A 17,340-nucleotide genomic window follows, 5' to 3' on the forward strand; every position below is an offset into this window, starting at 1 on the left:
ATCGCATATAAATAGTCGTTAAATGCTGTTTTATGGCAATTAATCGTCATTTCTTCGAGTAATCTTGGCATTAAAATAGATTCAGTAAACCTAATTGCAATTAGGTTTAGTCAGCTGATAAGCTTGCTCTGCGTCGAATCCTGATGCGGTTTGGTTACTGGTTATTTTGCAATAAGTTGTGATTTATGTTCGAAGGTTAAAGATTTTAAGTTTGCCTTCAGTGCTGATTAGTTGCATCCGCGTTTTATGTGGTCAACAAAAAATCTGGTGCCCGATGCTTATAAGTGTCGGGCGTTTTCGTTGTCTGCGCTGAGTTCAAAGCCAAGCTCTTTAACAAGCTGGAATATTAAAGGATCGGGTCGGCATACCTGGGACTGTATGGCCAATATCAACGGGCGCTTACTTTTTTGTGTTCCCGGTGCGGTAGCTATGTCCAGTGTTGGCCAGGCGTCGTAAACGGACATTGGCGGCGTAGGCTCATCGCGTGGTCGGGCCGGTTTGCGGCACATCTCTGTTGTCGGTACGCTACGCGGCTGTCAATCAAGGAGCATGAGATGACGTCGCCAAACCTGCCGGACATGGACATCGAGCCAGTGACTGTCACCCGGCACAGACGCGCACCCAAGGGCGAGAAGCGTCGTGAAGAGCTGCTCGACGCAGCGCTGCAAGTATTTTCCCTTGAAGGATACACCGGCGCTTCGATGGCCCAGGTCGCCAGCATTGTGGGCATTTCGGTCGCCGGGTTGTTGCACCACTTTCCGAACAAGGTTTCTTTGTTGATGGGCGTGCTGGAGCGACGCGATGCGATCAGCCAGAAAATCGCTGACGAGGTCCGGGGGGACAACACCCTTAGCGGATTGCTTGGCAGCCTGCGGGCGATCAATCGATCCAACTCGACTGCCCCTGGCGTTGTACGTGCCTTTACCATCCTCAACGCCGAAAGTCTGCTGAACAATCAACCGGCGTGGGAGTGGTTTCAGAGCCGCTATCGGATGATCCACGGGCGGTTGTTGGAACAGTTCCAGGCGTTTGCAGATGCGGGGGAGGTTCGGCGGGACGTCAATTTGTCGGGGCTGGTGGAAGAAATTCTGGCGATGATGGATGGCCTGCAGATTCAGTGGCTGCGCTTCCCGGAGCGATTCGATCTGGTGCAACGCTTTGACGACTACATCACGCGGGTCGACGCGGCGATTCGGGTTGCTCCTTAAATGTAGGTTGCTTGCCAAAAAAGTAGGCTGCTTGCCAAAAAAGTAGGCTGCTTGCCAAACGTCGTTCCCCATAGGAGCGCGCTTGCCCGCGAAGCTTTTGATTCTGGGCGCAGCCCGTAGGCGCGCAGCTTGCTCGCGGTCCAGTGCGCAGCGCTGGCAACAATTTTGAATGGGACATTGCTGCGACTGCTCCGCAGTCGATCGCGGCCTCGCGTTGCTCGTACGCTCCTACAGGGTTTGGTGGTTTGGCAGGAAAGCCCAGCGTACGCAAATTCCTGTAGGAGCCAATTTGTTGGCGAGGGCTTTACGCGGTTCGTCAGGTATGTCGCCTCGCGAATAAATTCGCTCCTACAGGATTTGCGGTTGGCCTCGACGTCATGGCGTACGCAAATCCGGTGTAGGAGCGCGCTTGCCCGCGAAGCTTTTGATTCTGGGCGCAGCCCGTAGGCGCGCAGCTTGCTCGCGGTCCAGTGAGCAGCGCTGGCAGCAATAGTGAATGCTATATTTCTACGACTGCTCCGCAGTCGATCGCGGCCTCGCGTTGCTCGTACGCTCCTACAGGGTTTGGTGGTTTGGCAGGAAAGCCCAGCGTACGCAAATCCCTGTAGGAGCCAACTTGTTGGCGAGGGCTTGATGCGGTGCGTCAGGTACATCGCCTCGCGAACAAGTTCGCTCCTGCAGGATTTGCGGTTGGCCTCGACGTCATGGCGTACGTAAATCCGGTGTAGGAGCGCGCTTGCCCGCGAAGCTTTTGATTCTGGGCGCAGCCCGTAGGCGCGCAGCTTGCTCGTGATCCAGTACGCAGCGCTGGCAGCAATAGTGAATGCAATATTTCTACGACTGCTTCGCAGCCGATCGCGGCCTCGCGTTGCTCGTACGCTCCTACAGGGTTTGGTGGTTTGGCAGGAAAGCCCAGCGTACGCAAATCCCTGTAGGAGCCAACTTGTTGGCGAGGGCTTGATGCGGTGCGTCAGGTACATCGCCTCGCGAACAAGTTCGCTCCTGCAGGATTTGCGGTTGGCCTCGACGTCATGGCGTACGTAAATCCGGTGTAGGAGCGCGCTTGCCCGCGAAGCTTTTGATTCTGGGCGCAGCCCGTAGGCGCGCAGCTTGCTCGCGATCCAGTGCGCAGCGCTGGCAGCAATAGTGAATGCGATATTGCTGCGACTGCTTCGCAGCCGATCGCGGCCTCGCGTTGCTCGTGCGCTCCTACAGGGTTTGGTGGTTTGGCAGGAAAGCCCAGCGTACGCAAATTCCTGTAGGAGCCAACTTGTTGGCGAGGGCTTGATGTGGTGCGTCAGGTATGTCGCCTCGCGAACAAGTTCGCTCCTACAGGATTTGCGGTTGGCCTCGACGTCATGGCGTACGTAAATCCGGTGTAGGAGCGCGCTTGCCCGCGAAGCTTTTGATTCTGGGCGCAGCCCGTAGGCGCGCAGCTTGCTCGTGATCCAGTGAGCAGCGCTGGCAACAATTTTGAATGGGACATTGCTGCGACTGCTCCGCAGTCGATCGCGGCCTCGCGTTGTTCGTGCGCTCCTACAGGGTTTGGTGGTTTGGCAGACAAGCCCGGCGTCCGCAAATCCCTGTAGGAGCCAACTTGTTGGCGAGAGTTTCATGCGGTGCGTCAGGTATGTCGCCTCGCGAACAAGTTCGCTCCTACAGGATTTGCGGTTGGCCTCGACGTCATGGCGTACGCAAATCCGGTGTAGGAGCGCGCTTGCCCGCGAAGCTTTTGATTCTGGGCGCAGCCCTTAGGCGCGCATCTTGCTCGCGATCCAGTGCGCAGCGCTGGCAACAATTTTGAATGGGACATTGCTGCGACTGCTCCGCAGTCGATCGCGGCCTCGCGTTGTTCGTGCGCTCCTACAGGGTTTGGTGGTTTGGCAGACAAGCCCGGCGTCCGCAAATCCCTGTAGGAGCCAACTTGTTGGCGAGGGCTTGATGCGGTGCGTCAGGTACATCGCCTCGCGAACAAGTTCGCTCCTGCAGGTTCGTTGAGCGAACGCGTCGTGCCAGTGTTGATCTGTAAAAAACCTGCGGGAGCGGGTTCATTCGTAAAAGGGTGGTGCATCCGACGCCGCTTGCATTGTCAGGCCAGTCCCTCACGAATAAACCCGCTCCCTCAGGTTCTCTTCTTTAAAAGCAGCTCATCCCTGAGCCCGTGTTCTATCCCTGATTCAACGCATCAATTGCTTGCAGCACTCGACTTGTCGGTGGTGGTAGTGGTGTCGTCGGTGCTGTAGCCGTCACCTTCACTGGTGTCGCTGTCGTCAGCTTCGTTCTGGTGCATCACGCCGCCGGTCTTGACCGGTGGCAGGGTGACCTTCGTCGAGTTCAACGCTGAACGCGGCAGCGGGTTGCTGGTGGTCGTCGAGAGTTCCTGGCGGAACGGATTAACCAGCTTGGCGTTCAGGCGGATGTCCTGGGACGACGAGCCAAGGGCGATGTTGAAGGTGTCTGCATCGACCACCCACTGATTGCTCTTGGTGTCGAAGTAGGCCAGCGAGCGGTCGTTCAACTCAATGGTCACGCGCTTGCTTTCACCAGGCTTGAGGAAGACTTTCTTGTAGCCCTTGAGCTCCTTGATCGCGCGTTCCACTTTCGGGTTCTGCTGACCGACGTACAGCTCGGCGACTTCTGAACCACCGACCTTGCCAGTGTTGCTCAGGTCGAACGACACCTTGATCGGCGCGCCTGCCACCGCAACGCCTGGCGTCACGCTGATGTTGCTGTAGCCGAACGTGGTGTAGGACATGCCGTAGCCGAACGGGTAGAGCGGCTTGATGCCTTTCTTCTCGTAGCCGCGATAACCCAGCATCAGGTCGTTCTTGTAGCTCATTTCCTTCAATTGCTCTTCGTTGTCGAAGTTTTTGAAGGTCGAGTAGATCGGGTTGTCTTCGATGTTGCGTTCGATACTGATCGGCAGTTTGGCCGACGGGTTGACCTTGCCGAAGAGGATCTCGGCGAGGGCCTGACCACCGTTCTGGCCTGGGTAGAAAGCGTGCAATGCCGCTGGCACCTGATCGATCCAGTCGCTCATTTTCAGACCGGTACCGCCATGCATGGTGACCACGGTATGCGGGTTGACCTTGGCGATGTTGTTGATCAGATCATTCTGGAATTCCGGCAGATCGAAGCTGTGGTCGAAACCTTCGCCTTCGTACTGGTTGCTGTTGCCGACAGCGACAACCACAGCGTCGTACTTGGACAGATCCTGCGGGGCAACCAACGACGCCCAGCTCATCTGCACGCCGACCAGACCGCCCATGGTGGAGAGGTAGCCGTCGCGACGCGAGTATTCGAGTTTGATGTCGTAGGCCTTGCCGGCTTCGAGCTTGAGCTTGGCGAAGACCGGAATGGTCGGCGGAATGCTGTTGCTTGGCAGATGTTCGCCGTCACCGTTGTCGATGATTTTCTCGCCGTTGACGTACAGACGCACCGCGCCGTCAGCCCGGACCTTGAACACTTGCTCGCCGCTGACGGTAGGGGTGATCTTGCCGCTGTAACGTATCGACGTATTGGAAGTGTCACCGCTGACTGGCAAATCGGCATCGCTCGACCAGTCCAGATTGACGCGGGTGTCGGTGCGCGTGGCGGCCGGATCGCCGGACCAGTTGGCATTGGTGAAGAACTCGGTTTTCAGGCCGGGGACGTCTTTGCCCGCACTGTTGGTGTTGCTCCAGACAGTAGTCGTCGGGTCAAGCGACAGGCCGTCGATGAACTCGACCTTGGCGTTTGGCGCGATCTGCTTGAGGCCGCTCAGCTCGCTGATGTAATGAGCCGCCATGACGTTGGCGCTACCGAAACCGGTAGGCGGTGCGTACTTGGCCAGCTCACCGACCACGGCAATGGATTTGACCTTGGTCTTGTCCAGCGGCAGCAGGTTGTTCTGGTTTTTCAGCAGCACGATACTTTCGCGAGCAGTGTTCAGCGCAATCTTGTTGCTGGTGGCGCTGTTCATATTGTGCGTGGTCAGCGGCGTCTTGCTGTCGAACTTGTACAGGTAGATGTTCTTGAGGATGCGACGGACTTTGTCGTCGATGGTCGCTGCACTCAGTTCACCGCTGTCCAGGTGAGGCTTGAGCACCGAGCTATTCATCTGGTAGCCCATCATGTCCAGATCGGTACCGGCCTGGGCAGCTTCATAGCCATGCACGACGGCGTTGTAGTCGCTCTGGACGAAGCCTTTGTAGCCCCATTCCTTCTTCAGGATGTCGCGGATCAAGTGCGTGCTTTCGCAAGCAAAGTCGCCGTTCACTTTCTGGAAGGCGCACATCATCATCGCAGTCTTGCCGTTCTTCGAGGCGGACTCGAAAGCGGGCAGGGTCATCTCACGCAGCACGCGCTCGTCGATGGTCTCGTTCAGGTTAAAGCGGTTGCTTTCCTGATCGTTGGCCGCGAAATGCTTGGTGTTGGCCCAGACGCCACGCGACTGAATGCCATTGACCACCGCAGGCACCAGGCTTGCACCCAGGAACGGGTCTTCACCGGACAGGTACTCGAAGGCACGGCCGCTGTACGGCATGCGATACAGGTTCACGCCGGGGCCGGTGATGAACTGATAACCGCCGGTAGCGGTGTCGTAACCCAATGCACGACCCAGGTCGATGGCGCGACGCGGGTTCCAGGTGGCGGCCAGGTTAGGGCCGGATGGGTAAACCACACCCTGGTCGTTGCCTTCGCTGGTGTAGCGAACGCCGACACCGCCGTCGGCGCCGTGGATCTGAGGAATGCCTTGCGAGGCCAGCGGCTTGACGTCCCAGCCGCCGATACCGCCGATGTAGGCAAGCTTTTCTTCCTGGCTCATTTTCGCCAGGGTTTTTTCAGCGGCCTTGTCGGCGCGTACTTCGCGAGCCGCGAGGGTAGAGTCGTCAGCTGCATGAACCTGTGATACCGCCAATGCCAGCAAGGCTAGAGCCGAGTGAGCACCGATCATTTTTTTATTGCGCATTTAAAGCTCCAACACATTTAACTGAGTCAATTAGTCGCAGGGCGACTGTTGATTTGCGTAGCGTTTAAGTTGTAATTGCTCCGGGCAATAAAGTGCCGTTATCGTGACTTTTAAATTAAATTTAAAAGACGATATTTGCCGTGTTTCACTGATTTTGTTTTATAGGAATTGTGTTGTAGATCTTGTTTTCGTGACATCGTAGTGACATCACGTGATATCACTTTGAATCAAAAAAGCGGGTAAATTAAGGGCTTTCTTGCAACAAAAAGTCAAACGAAAGGTGGAAATTGCGTGATTTGACACTTTCTTTTACACAATACTGAACCTTCGCTAAACCATTGGGTCGATAGGTTTAAGAAATTTCAGGTGCTCGTCGCTGTCGCTCTGGTGGCACTTAGCTCCGCTTTCTTAGTTCGAGCCTCTGGTCTGGTAACTTCAGCCCAGTGCGCACTGCTTTTTATTTAAATTAATGTGGAGAAAGTTTATGAAACTGCCCCTGATTGGTGCGGGTGTTGTTCTTGGTCTGACACTTTGCGGCGCTGCAATGGCTGCTGAGTCCACGGATGCCGACGCCACCTCCGGCGCAACGGACTCCACAGTGATGACCCAGGCCCAAGACGCCAAAGCTGTGAAAAAGCAGAAGTCGGAAGTGACCAAAGGCGGCCGTCCGCTGAGCAATGGCTCAAGCAGCACGTCCACCAACGGCACCTCGTCGAAATCCTCGAACTGATGTTCTGAGGTTTCTCGACCGGCTCCCTCCCCAAGCGGGAGCCGTTTGCTCCTTCGATCTACACAGAATCCTTGCTACTTATGTCTCCTAATCCCGTCGACGCCACCCAACTGCAGATCCCGGATGCCGAGCAGCTCTGCGTCTGGCTGGGCGATAACGCTGGCCTTAAAGCGGCAGACCTGGACCGCGCGCGGCGATTGCTCGCTGAGTCCGAAGGCGCCGAGTTGCTGGCGCTGCTGACGCGACTGGGTCTGGTGTCCGAGTTTGAAATGGCCCGCGCCTGGGCCGCCCTGCTGCAGGCACCGTTGATCGTCGCCGACGCCGCCCCCGCGCTGATCGATCCATTGCCGCCGTTGACCGAACGCTTCATGCGCCATTTTCAAGTGGTGCCGCTGGAATGGCGCGAAGACGGCCTGCATGTATTGGCCGCCAATCCGTCGGAGCTGTTTGCCCTTGAAGCGATTGCCTACGGCTGTGAAGTCCCGGTCTGGCTGTCCATCGGGCCGCGCAATGACGTGGAAACCCTGATTGAGCGTTATTACGGTCAGGGCCGTTCGGCGATGGGCACGCTGATCGAAAATCTGGACGAAGAGGGCGGCTCACTGGAAGACATCGAGCACCTCAAAGACCTGGCCTCCGAAGCGCCGGTCATTCGTCTGGTCAACCTGATCCTGCAACGTGCGGTCGAGCAGCGCGCGTCCGATATTCATATAGAGCCGTTCGAAAGCCAGCTCAAGGTGCGTTACCGCATCGACGGCGTGCTGCACGAAGCCGAAGCGCCGCCGTCCAGCTCCTCCGCGGCAGTTATTTCCCGAGTGAAAATCATGGCCCGGCTAGACATCGCCGAGCGCCGTTTGCCCCAGGACGGCCGCATCATGCTGCGCATCCAGGGCAAAGAGCTGGACCTTCGTGTTTCAACAGTTCCCACCAGTTTTGGCGAGTCAGTGGTCATGCGTTTGCTGGACCGGCAGACCATCAACTTCGATTTCCAGAGCCTGGGTTTCGATGGCGACCGCCTCGATGCCTTTCTCGATGTGTTGCAACGGCCCCATGGCATTTTGCTGGTCACAGGCCCGACCGGCTCAGGCAAAACCACCACCCTTTATACGGCGCTGTCGCAGCTCAACACCGCCGAGCGCAAGATCATCACCGTTGAAGATCCGGTGGAATATCAGCTCGAAGGCATTAACCAGATTCAGGTCAAGCCCTCCATCGGCCTGGACTTTGCGGGCGCGCTGCGCTCCATCGTGCGTCAGGACCCGGACGTGATCATGATCGGTGAGATGCGCGACCTGGAAACCTGCCGCATCGCCATTCAGTCCTCGCTCACCGGCCACCTGGTGCTTTCGACCCTGCACACCAACAGCGCGGCGGCGAGTATCACGCGGCTGCTGGACATGGGCGTCGAGAGCTACCTGATTGCATCAACCGTCAACGGCATTCTGGCTCAGCGTCTGGTGCGTCGCCTCGACCCCGAAACCCGCGAAGCCTTCGAAGCGCCCCAAGAATTGATCGACGAACACGAACTGCACCGCTTCACCGACGAGCGCCCGATTCGGCTGTACCGCCCACGTGCCGATGCGCCCGGTGGCGGCTATCGCGGCCGCAGCGCCATCACCGAATTGCTGGTGATGAACGAAGAGCTGCGCGGCCTGCTGATGCGCCACGCCGATGCCTCCACCTTGGAGCAAGCCGCGCGCCGTTCCGGTTTGCGCACGCTGCACGAAGAAGGCCTGCGTCAGGCCGTTGCTGGCGTCACTTCGCTCGAAGAAGTGTTGCGCGTGACCCGAGGCGAATGACATGACCCCGTTCAAATACCGCGCCCTCGACGGTCAGGGCGCCGAGCAACACGGCGTGCTTGAAGCTAAAGACAAAGACACGGCCGTCGCGCTGCTGCACAAACGCGGGCTGATGCTGTTGCATATAGAAGCTTCCAGTCTGGGCGGCCTGCGTCAGGCGTTGGGGCGCGGCACATTGAATGGCGCGGCGCTGATGAGTTTCACCCAGCAACTCGCGACCCTGCTTGGCGCCGGTCAGCCGCTGGAACGCTCGCTGACCATCCTGCTCAAGCAACCCGGCCAGCCGCAGACCCGCGCCTTGATCGAGCGCATTCGCGAACAAGTCAAAGCCGGTAAACCGCTGAGCGTGGCGCTGGAAGAAGAAGGGCGTCAGTTCTCGCCGCTGTACATCAGCATGGTCCGTGCGGGCGAGGCGGGCGGGGCGCTGGAAAACACCTTGCGCCAGCTAAGCGACTATTTAGAGCGCAGCCAGTTGCTGCGCGGCGAAGTGATCAACGCCCTTATTTACCCGGCATTTCTGGTGGTCGGCGTGCTCGGCGCGTTGGCGCTTTTGCTCGCGTACGTGGTGCCGCAGTTCGTGCCGATCTTTCGTGATCTGGGCGTGCCGATTCCGTTCATCACCAAGGCCATTTTGTGGCTGGGGCAGTTCCTCGGCGCCTACGGCTTGTTGGTGCTGGGCGGGATCATTGCATTGGTGTGGGGGATGGCCTTGCGACTGCGCGATCCGCAACGCCGCCTGCGCCGTGACCGCCGTTTACTGAAAACCCGAATCATCGGCCCACTGTTGCAGCGCATCGAAGCGGCCCGTCTGGCGCGCACCCTTGGCACCTTGCTCAGCAACGGCGTGGCGCTGTTGCAAGCGCTGGTCATCGCGCGGCAGGTCTGCACCAATCGCGCGCTGCAACAACAGGTGGAACAGGCCAGCGAATCGGTGAAAGGCGGCGGCACCCTGGCCAGCGCGTTTGGCGCTAATCCGTTGCTGCCGGACCTTGCGCTGCAAATGATCGAAGTCGGCGAACAGGCCGGCGAACTGGACAAGATGCTGCTGAAAGTGGCTGACGTATTCGACGTCGAAGCCAAGCGCGGCATCGACCGCATGTTGGCGGCGCTCGTCCCGACATTGACCGTGGTCATGGCCGCACTGGTGGCGGTGATCATGCTCGCCATCATGCTGCCGCTGATGAGCCTGACCAGCAATATCTGAACCCTTTTTGACGATTTTGACGAGGAAGTCCCTGCAATGAAGCGCACCCGATTCAACGCCCCAACCCGCCGTCAGCGCGGTTTCACCCTGCTGGAAATGCTTGCCGTGATCGTGCTGTTGGGCATCGTCGCGACCATCGTCGTGCGTCAGGTGGGCGGCAACGTCGACAAGGGCAAATACGGCGCGGGCAAAGCACAACTGGCGAGCTTGTCGATGAAGGTCGAAAGCTACGGCCTGGACATGGGTTCGCCGCCGAAAAGCCTGCAGCAACTGGTGGAAAAACCCGCCAACGCTGCCGGTTGGGCAGGCCCGTACGCCAAGCCTTCGGACATCAAAGACCCGTTCGGTCACGCGTTCGGTTACCGCTTCCCCGGTCAGCACGGCTCGTTCGATCTGATCTTCTACGGTCAGGACGGCCAACCCGGCGGCGAAGGTTACAGCGCCGACCTGGGCAACTGGGAATAACCCGACGTCATGACTGCGCCTTTTAAAAGCCGGGGTTTCACCTTGCTGGAGATGCTGGTGGTCATCGTCTTGATGAGCATCGGCATTGGTCTGGTGGGGTTCGGCTTGTCCAGAGGTTTGCAGTCAGCGAGCGAACGGCAGGTGGTCGGGCAAATGGTGCAGGCGCTGCGCACGACTCGTAGTGCGGCGATCATCAGCGGCCAGACCCGTGAAGTGAAATTCGATCTGCGCCAGCGCACCTTTCAGGCCCCTGGTCAGCGCATCGAACAGTGGCCTCCCGAATTGGGCGTGCAGCTCAATACCGCCGCCGATCTTGATTCGGCATTTGCTTTCAATCCCGACGGCAGCTCCAGCGGCGGCAATCTGGTGTTGTTCCATGGCGAGCGCAACTGGCGCATCGACGTGGGCTGGCTCACCGGCAGCGTCAAGAGTCGGGCACTGAAATGAGTCAGCAGCAACGTGGTTTTACCTTATTGGAAATGCTCGCCGCGCTGGTGGTCATGGCCGTGTGCAGCAGCGTGTTGCTGGTGGCGTTCGGGCAGAGCGCGCGCTCCTTGCAACAGGTCGAACGCAGCGATCGACTCAGCCAGGCAGCGCGTTCGGTGCTGGATGATCAGGGCATCGGCGCGCTGCAAAACGGCACCCGCGAAGGCGATTTGGATGGCGATATTCACTGGTCGCTCGCAGTCAATGAGCAGCCGGGGAAAGCAGGGCAACCACGCTTGATGCGTCTGGACCTGACCGTCAGCGAAGGTCGACGTCGCGCACAGTTCAGCACTTTGCGCCTGGTCAGCCCGGCCAAGGGAGCCAGTCTGTGATCAGGCACTCACATGAGCATCAACGCGGCTTCACGCTGCTGGAAATCATGATCGTGCTGAGCCTTTTAGCGGTGCTGTTGACCCTGGTTGGCGGCGCGATTCTTGGCGCCAACAGGGCAGTGCTCAAGGCCGATCGCTACACCGCAAGCCTGGATGAACGCCGCGCCGCGCAGACGTTTTTGCGCAGCGCCATCAGCCAGGCGCTGCCGCTGGACACCTCGGAGAACGACAGCGAAAGCTCGGGGTTTTTCGAGGGTTCGGCGCAGCGCCTGCAGTTCGTTGCCACGCTGCCTGGCAACCTCGGCGGCGGCATCCAGTTGCACACCGTTGAGCTGGGCGGCCCTGAGTCGGATCGGCGCTTGCAGATCGCCTTCGCTCAGGTGCAAGGCAACGTCTTGCGCGCCTGGGGCGAACCGCAAGTGTTGCTGCATGGCGTACGCGGCATGAACCTGAGTTATCGCGGCTTCACCGCAAAGGGCGAACCTACCGGTTGGGTGTCGCAGTGGCCGTGGCCCAACCGTTTACCCCGTGCGGTACGCATTGAAGTCCAGATGAAAGGCCCGGTGGGCTGGCCGACCGAAGTGGTTGCCCTGCGTCTGGACTTGTCCGGCGGAACGGGCGGATGAAAAACCAAAAGGGCATCGCCCTGTTGCTGGTGCTGTGGGCGCTGGCCTTGCTCAGCCTGTTGCTCGGCGGTCTGGCCGGTTGGGTGCAACTTGAAACCCGTCAGGGGCTCTGGCAACGCCAGCACACCCAGGCGTTATTGGCCGCAGAAGCGGGGATGAATCAGGCGGTGCAGGCGCTGCTGGACAAGTCCCATCGTCCGCGATGGATCGCGGATGGTCGCGGCACGCCATTGCGTTTCGATGAGGCGCAACTGGTGGTGGGCGTGACCAGCGAGCGCGGCAAGCTGGACCTCAATGCGGCGCTGGTGGATGACGTGTCGAAGGTGGCTCAGGCCTGCGGCGCCAGTCGCAATCAGGCAGCGCAATTGACCAAAGCGCTGCAAGCCAGGCGTGGCGGTGATGAACCGCCATTGCGCGTGATCGAGGAACTGCGGCAACTGCCGGGCATGACCCAGATTCTTTACAACCGTCTGTTGCCGGAAGTGACGTTGTGGAGTGGTCTGGACCGACCTGAGCCTGCCTTCGCCACGCCGCGGTTGAAGCGCGCCTTGAACATGCCCAATCAGGCCGCAGTCGGCGCCGATCCTGGGGATGTGGTCACCATCGAAAGCCAGGCACAACTGCCGAGCGGTTACAGCGCCCGGTTACAAACTACCGTTTTACTGAACCCATCGGAGGGTAACGCTCAGCCTTATCGGGTGCTGCGTTGGCAAGAATGAGTCTTTTATCTTCAGCGCGAATGGCGCCGGTTCGGGCCCGTCTCGACGTGATCGTCAGGCAGTGGCGGGCCAGCCCTGCGCAACGCTTGTGGCAGCTGTGGCTCGACGAGTTGCGCGGCTGCTTGCCTGCGCGCGCGCAGCAGTGGCTGGTGGACGAAACCCCGGTGCAGGCCTGGCAATGGCCGCTCGCCGCGCCGTTGGCTATCAGCCGCAACGATGCCCGACAAGTGCTGGTGTTGCCGGTGTCAGGGGTGATGGTTCAGCGCCTGCAACTGCCGCTGGCGGCGTCCCGGGACTTGATGTCGGTGGTCGGTTACGAGCTGGACAAATTCACGCCGTTCCCGAGGGATCAGCTGTATTACGTGGCGCGTCAGGACGGCCGCAGCGCAGGGCTGGTGCAAGTCACGCTGATCGCCATTGCCCGCGAACGGCTGGACAAGATTCTGGCGGACTGCGCTGACCTTGGCCTGACCCCCAACATCGTGGACGTGTGCGGCAAAGACGGCACGCTGCTGGGCATCGATCTGCTGCCTGACCGCTTGCGTCCTGCGCAGGCACGCAGCGGACGCGGCTGGCAGCGAAGACTCGCCTGGTTGTGCGGCGGATTGCTGATCGCCTTGATGGTGCTCTGGTTGCAGGATCGCCAGCAGTTATTGGCCGAAATGCAGGCGACGGTGCAGGCGCAAAAAGGCGATGTGGCCCAGATCCAACAACTGCGTCAGCAACTGACCAACACTCAGGGCGCGGTGCAATACCTGGCGCAACGTAAAGCGGCGCAGCCGACCATGGCGGCGTTGCTCAGCGAACTGACAGCGTGCCTGCCAAAAGACACCTGGATCGATCAGCTGGAAATCGACGACAGCGCCGAGGTTTCGTTTTCCGGGCAGAGCGCCAAGGCCAGCGCCTTGATTGCCCGTCTCAAGGACTGCCGCAGCCTGGAGAACCCGCAGTTTCAGGGCGTTATTCAGCCCGATGCCGACACCGGCAAAGACCACTTTTCCCTGCGCGCCCACTTACACCAGGAGGCCGCTCATGCGTCGACCCCTGACACCCCGTGAACGTCGCGGCGCTGCGCTGATCGTCCTGGCCTTCGTCTTGTGTGCGGCATATTGGCTGTTGATCGACAGCTGGTTCGCCGGTCCCTTGCGCGATCTCGACGAGCAGGCCGATCAGCTGCGCAGTCAGCAGCAGCGTTACGCTGGCCTGCTGCAACAGGGCGATTCCCTGCGCAAGCAACTGCAACAGGCGCAGAAAGACCCCGCCAGCAGCACCAGCCTGTTGCCCGGCGAAGACCCCAGCGCCGTGGCCGCCGACTTGATGCAACGGGTGGCCGATCTTATAGCCAGTCATGCCGACACCGGCGCCGGTTGCAGCCTGACCCAGCGCATGCCGATCACCCCGGAGCAAGAGGGCAACGAGCCTTATCGTCAGGTCAAAGTCAGCCTGACCCTGGAATGCGGGATCGAACCGTTGATGGCGATCCTGCATGAGCTGGAGTATCAGCGCCCGTTTCTGTTTGTCGATGACATGAGCATCCGCCGCGACGCCAACGCACCGCTCAAGGGTGGGGCAGGCAAACTCGTCGCGCACCTGCTGGTGCGGGGTTATCTGCAACCGGCGCCGATCGTCCAGGCTGCCTCTGCCGAGCAGGCCGCGCCATGATCGGTTCTCTTAAAAGCTTCGAAATGATCCTGGCCGCAGTCGCCGCTGTTTTGCTGTTACTGATCGCTGGGGTTTTAAGCGGCGTAGGGCATTCCGCCGATTGGCTGGACGCCCGTGCCCCTCGTCAAAACACCGCTGCGCAACAGCCGCCGAATGTGCCCGCCGCTGAACTGGCCAGCCTCACGAACACCTGGCAGACGCCGTTGTTCAGCACTGATCGCACCCCGGATGTGTCGCTGCGCAAATCCACGCAGGCCTCAAGCTTGGCCGGTCTGACCCTGACCGGCGTGATCCTCAACGGGGATCTGCAGGTTGCGTTCATCCGCCAGAAAAGCGGCCCGGCGCTCAAGGTTCATCGTGGCGAGCGCCTGCCCAACGGCTGGACCCTGGAATCACTGACGCCGCTGCAGGCCCGCTTCACGCTGGATGGCCGCACAGAATTATTGACGCTGCCGGTGCTGAAACTGCCGCCTCCGTCCACCGAACCACCGATTTCCCTTTCCAACGAATCCACGCCATGAACCCTTTTTCAGGAGTGAGTAACATCGCTACTTTGCGCACACCCTTGCTTTGCCTGGCCACCGCCGTCGCCCTTGGTGGCTGCGCGACCTCGCCCAACACCCTCGATCCAGACAGCGGGATGCTGCGTGAAGCGCTACAGGGAACAGGTTCGCAACGCCCGCCGGTTGATCCGCGCAGCGAACAGGTGCCGCTCGAATCGCAACCGGCGCAAGCCGCCACTGCGCCGACTCGCCAAGTGATCAAAGGCAATCAGCGCTTCGTTCGCACGCCTGCGGTCAAGGCCGTGGCCCAGCCGGTTGGCGCGTCTGGAAATCAGCAAGCTGCGGGCGGCGATATCGTCTTCAACTTCACCAACCAGCCGATTCAGGCGGTGGTCAACAGCGTCATGGGCGACTTGCTGCACGAGAGCTACAGCATCGCCGAAGGGGTGAAGGGCGATGTCAGTTTCTCTACCTCCAAACCGGTGGACAAACAGCAGGCGTTGTCGATCCTGGAAACGCTGCTGTCGTGGACCGATAACGCGATGATTCGCCAGGGCAATCGCTACATGATTCTGCCTGCCAGTCAGGCGATCACCGGCAAAATGGTGCCGCAGATGTCTACAGCGCAGCCGTCCGCCGGGCTGTCGGCGCGGCTGTTCCCGCTGAGCTACATCTCCGCCACCGAAATGCAGAAGCTGCTCAAGCCGTTCGCACGTGAAAATGCCTTTCTGTTGGTGGACCCGGCCCGCAACGTCTTGAGCCTGGCCGGTACGCCCGAGGAGCTGGCGAACTATCAGCAAACCATCGACACCTTCGACGTCGATTGGCTCAAGGGCATGTCGGTGGGCGTGTTCGGTTTGCAGCGCGCTTCGGTGGGCGAGTTGATGCCCGAGCTGCAAAAAATGTTCGGCCCCAACAGCGGCATGCCGTTGGCAGGCATGGTGCGGTTCCTGCCGATCGAGCGCACCAACTCGGTGGTGGCGTTTTCTTCGCAGCCGGAATACCTGAACGAAGTCGGTAACTGGATTCACACCATCGACGAAGGCGGCGGCAACGAGCCGCAGATGTACGTCTACGACGTGCGCAACATGAAGGCCACGGACCTGGCCAAGTCCCTGCGGCAGATCTATGGCAATGGCGCGATCAAGGAAGACTCGGCGGCCAAGGTCGCGCCCGGTTTGCGCACCCGTTCCATGTCCTCGCTGACCAGCAACGGCAGTGGCTCGGGCGGCATGGGTGGCGGCATTGGCGGCAACAGCAGCAGCGGTGGCCTGAGCAGTGGCGGCGGTTTGAACGGCGGGATGAATCAACAGGATTCCGGCGCTGACGATCAAGCCGCTGAAGGCGAAGATGAAAGCGCTGACAGCGAAACCGGCGACAGCACTGAATCGGCCGGCTCCGATGAGTCCGGCAGCAAAAAAGGCCTGGACGCCAGCACCCGGATTTCCGCGCAGAAAAGCAGCAACCAATTGCTGGTGCGCACCCGTCCGGCGCAGTGGAAAGAGATCGAAGCGGCGATCAAACGTCTGGACAATCCGCCGCTACAGGTGCAGATCGAGACGCGAATTCTTGAGGTCAAACTCACCGGCGAACTGGATCAAGGCGTGCAGTGGTACCTCGGTCGTCTGGCCGGTAATTCCACCAGCACCACTGTCGCCAATACCGCTGGCAGCCAAGGCGCGCTGGGCGGTGGCGGGGCGTCGCTGGGCGCTACCGATTCGCTGTTTTACTCCTTCGTCAGCACCAATTTGCAGGTGGCAATTCACGCGCTGGAAAGCAATGGCCGCACGCAGGTGCTGTCGGCGCCGTCGCTGGTGGTGATGAACAATCAGAACGCGCAGATTCAGGTGGGCGACAACATCCCGATCAGCCAGACCACGGTCAACACCAGCACTTCCGACACCACGTTGAGCAGCGTCGAATATCTGCAAACCGGCGTCATCCTGAACGTCGTGCCGCGGATCAATCCGGGTGGTCTGGTGTACATGGATATTCAGCAGCAGGTCAGCGACGCCGACGACAGCGTGCTGGTCAACGGCAACCCGCGCATCTCTACCCGTTCGGTGTCCACGCAAGTGGCGGCGCAGAGCGGGCAGACGGTGTTGTTGGGCGGGTTGATCAAGCAGGACAACAGCGAAAGCGTCAGTGCCGTGCCGTATCTGGGGCGTGTGCCGGGGCTCAAATGGTTGTTCGGTAATAGCAGCAAGTCCAAGGATCGTACTGAGTTGCTGGTGCTGATTACGCCGCGGGTTATCAACAGCAGCAGTCAGGCGCGGCAGGTGACGGATGATTATCGCCAGCAGATGCAACTGCTCCGGCCCCAAGGGGCGGTGCAGTCAATGCAGATGAATTAATACGTTGAGGATCACTCGGTCCCCTGTAGGAGCAATCGGAGGTAACGACGGTCGCGATGCGGTTTGTCGGGTGTGCCGGGATGGTGTGTATATCCGTTATTTGCGGTGGACCGATCTTGCTGCGTGTCACTCGGTCCCCTGTAGGAGCAATCGGAGGTAACGACGGTCGCGATGCGGTGTTTCGGATGTACCGGGATGGTGGGTATATCCGTTATTTGCGGTGGACCGATCTTGCTGCGTGTCACTCGGTCCCCTGTAGGAGCAATCGGAGGTAACGACGGTCGCGATGCGGTGTTTCGGA

At 59.8% G+C, this 17,340-nt stretch carries 14 protein-coding genes; 13 read left to right on the forward strand and 1 reads right to left on the reverse strand.

Annotation, left to right across the window (positions count from 1 at the left end; translation table 11 throughout):
- The first annotated feature begins 554 nt into the window (after nt 1-554).
- Nucleotides 555-1,208, forward strand: coding sequence for a TetR/AcrR family transcriptional regulator (locus tag ACWKV9_RS24865; protein WP_483838757.1), 654 nt, complete (start codon nt 555-557; stop codon nt 1,206-1,208).
- A gap of 2,185 nt (nt 1,209-3,393) precedes the next feature.
- On the opposite strand, the gene ACWKV9_RS24870 is transcribed toward ACWKV9_RS24865, so the two are convergent.
- Nucleotides 3,394-6,159 (reverse strand): beta-glucosidase, encoded by a 2,766-nt coding sequence (locus ACWKV9_RS24870; protein ID WP_483838758.1) that lies wholly within the window; start codon nt 6,157-6,159, stop codon nt 3,394-3,396.
- Between the two features lie 484 nt (nt 6,160-6,643).
- Between ACWKV9_RS24870 and ACWKV9_RS24875 the strand changes: the two genes are divergently transcribed.
- The 12 genes from ACWKV9_RS24875 to gspD all read left to right on the forward strand — a co-directional run bounded on the left by ACWKV9_RS24875 (nt 6,644) and on the right by gspD (nt 17,039).
- Complete coding sequence (locus ACWKV9_RS24875; RefSeq protein WP_483838759.1) at nt 6,644-6,889, forward strand: hypothetical protein; 246 nt, start codon at nt 6,644-6,646, stop codon at nt 6,887-6,889.
- An 80-nt stretch (nt 6,890-6,969) separates the two neighbouring features.
- Entirely contained in the window at nt 6,970-8,688 is a 1,719-nt protein-coding gene (gene gspE, locus ACWKV9_RS24880) for a type II secretion system ATPase GspE (protein ID WP_483838760.1), read from the forward strand.
- 1 nt (nt 8,689) lies between these two features.
- On the forward strand, nt 8,690-9,892 hold the full coding sequence (gspF, locus tag ACWKV9_RS24885; protein ID WP_483838761.1) for a type II secretion system inner membrane protein GspF: 1,203 nt from the start codon (nt 8,690-8,692) through the stop codon (nt 9,890-9,892).
- Between the two features lie 36 nt (nt 9,893-9,928).
- A complete protein-coding gene (gene gspG / locus ACWKV9_RS24890) occupies nt 9,929-10,357 on the forward strand; it encodes a type II secretion system major pseudopilin GspG (RefSeq protein ID WP_483838762.1) in 429 nt (142 codons plus the stop codon).
- Nucleotides 10,358-10,366: 9 nt separating this feature from the next.
- On the forward strand, nt 10,367-10,804 hold the full coding sequence (locus tag ACWKV9_RS24895) for a GspH/FimT family pseudopilin (RefSeq protein WP_483838763.1): 438 nt from the start codon (nt 10,367-10,369) through the stop codon (nt 10,802-10,804).
- Nucleotides 10,801-11,175 (forward strand): type II secretion system protein, encoded by a 375-nt coding sequence (locus ACWKV9_RS24900; protein WP_483838764.1) that lies wholly within the window; start codon nt 10,801-10,803, stop codon nt 11,173-11,175. The genes ACWKV9_RS24895 and ACWKV9_RS24900 overlap by 4 nt, the downstream gene beginning before the upstream one ends.
- On the forward strand, nt 11,175-11,801 hold the full coding sequence (locus ACWKV9_RS24905; RefSeq protein ID WP_483838817.1) for a type II secretion system protein GspJ: 627 nt from the start codon (nt 11,175-11,177) through the stop codon (nt 11,799-11,801). Before ACWKV9_RS24900 ends, ACWKV9_RS24905 begins: the two co-directional genes overlap by 1 nt.
- Nucleotides 11,798-12,520, forward strand: coding sequence for a type II secretion system minor pseudopilin GspK (locus ACWKV9_RS24910; RefSeq protein ID WP_483838765.1), 723 nt, complete (start codon nt 11,798-11,800; stop codon nt 12,518-12,520). The genes ACWKV9_RS24905 and ACWKV9_RS24910 overlap by 4 nt, the downstream gene beginning before the upstream one ends.
- On the forward strand, nt 12,517-13,578 hold the full coding sequence (locus ACWKV9_RS24915; protein WP_483838766.1) for a PilN domain-containing protein: 1,062 nt from the start codon (nt 12,517-12,519) through the stop codon (nt 13,576-13,578). Before ACWKV9_RS24910 ends, ACWKV9_RS24915 begins: the two co-directional genes overlap by 4 nt.
- Nucleotides 13,553-14,182: a type II secretion system protein GspM gene (gene gspM / locus ACWKV9_RS24920; protein WP_483838767.1), complete on the forward strand. Its 630-nt coding sequence runs from the start codon at nt 13,553-13,555 to the stop codon at nt 14,180-14,182. Before ACWKV9_RS24915 ends, gspM begins: the two co-directional genes overlap by 26 nt.
- Nucleotides 14,179-14,703 (forward strand): hypothetical protein, encoded by a 525-nt coding sequence (locus ACWKV9_RS24925; protein WP_483838768.1) that lies wholly within the window; start codon nt 14,179-14,181, stop codon nt 14,701-14,703. The genes gspM and ACWKV9_RS24925 overlap by 4 nt, the downstream gene beginning before the upstream one ends.
- Nucleotides 14,700-17,039 carry a type II secretion system secretin GspD gene (gspD, locus tag ACWKV9_RS24930; RefSeq protein WP_483838769.1) on the forward strand — a complete coding sequence of 780 codons (2,340 nt, stop codon included), beginning with the start codon at nt 14,700-14,702 and terminating at the stop codon, nt 17,037-17,039. Before ACWKV9_RS24925 ends, gspD begins: the two co-directional genes overlap by 4 nt.
- The last annotated feature ends 301 nt before the right edge of the window (nt 17,040-17,340 follow it).

This window comes from Pseudomonas corni, assembly GCF_057128765.1.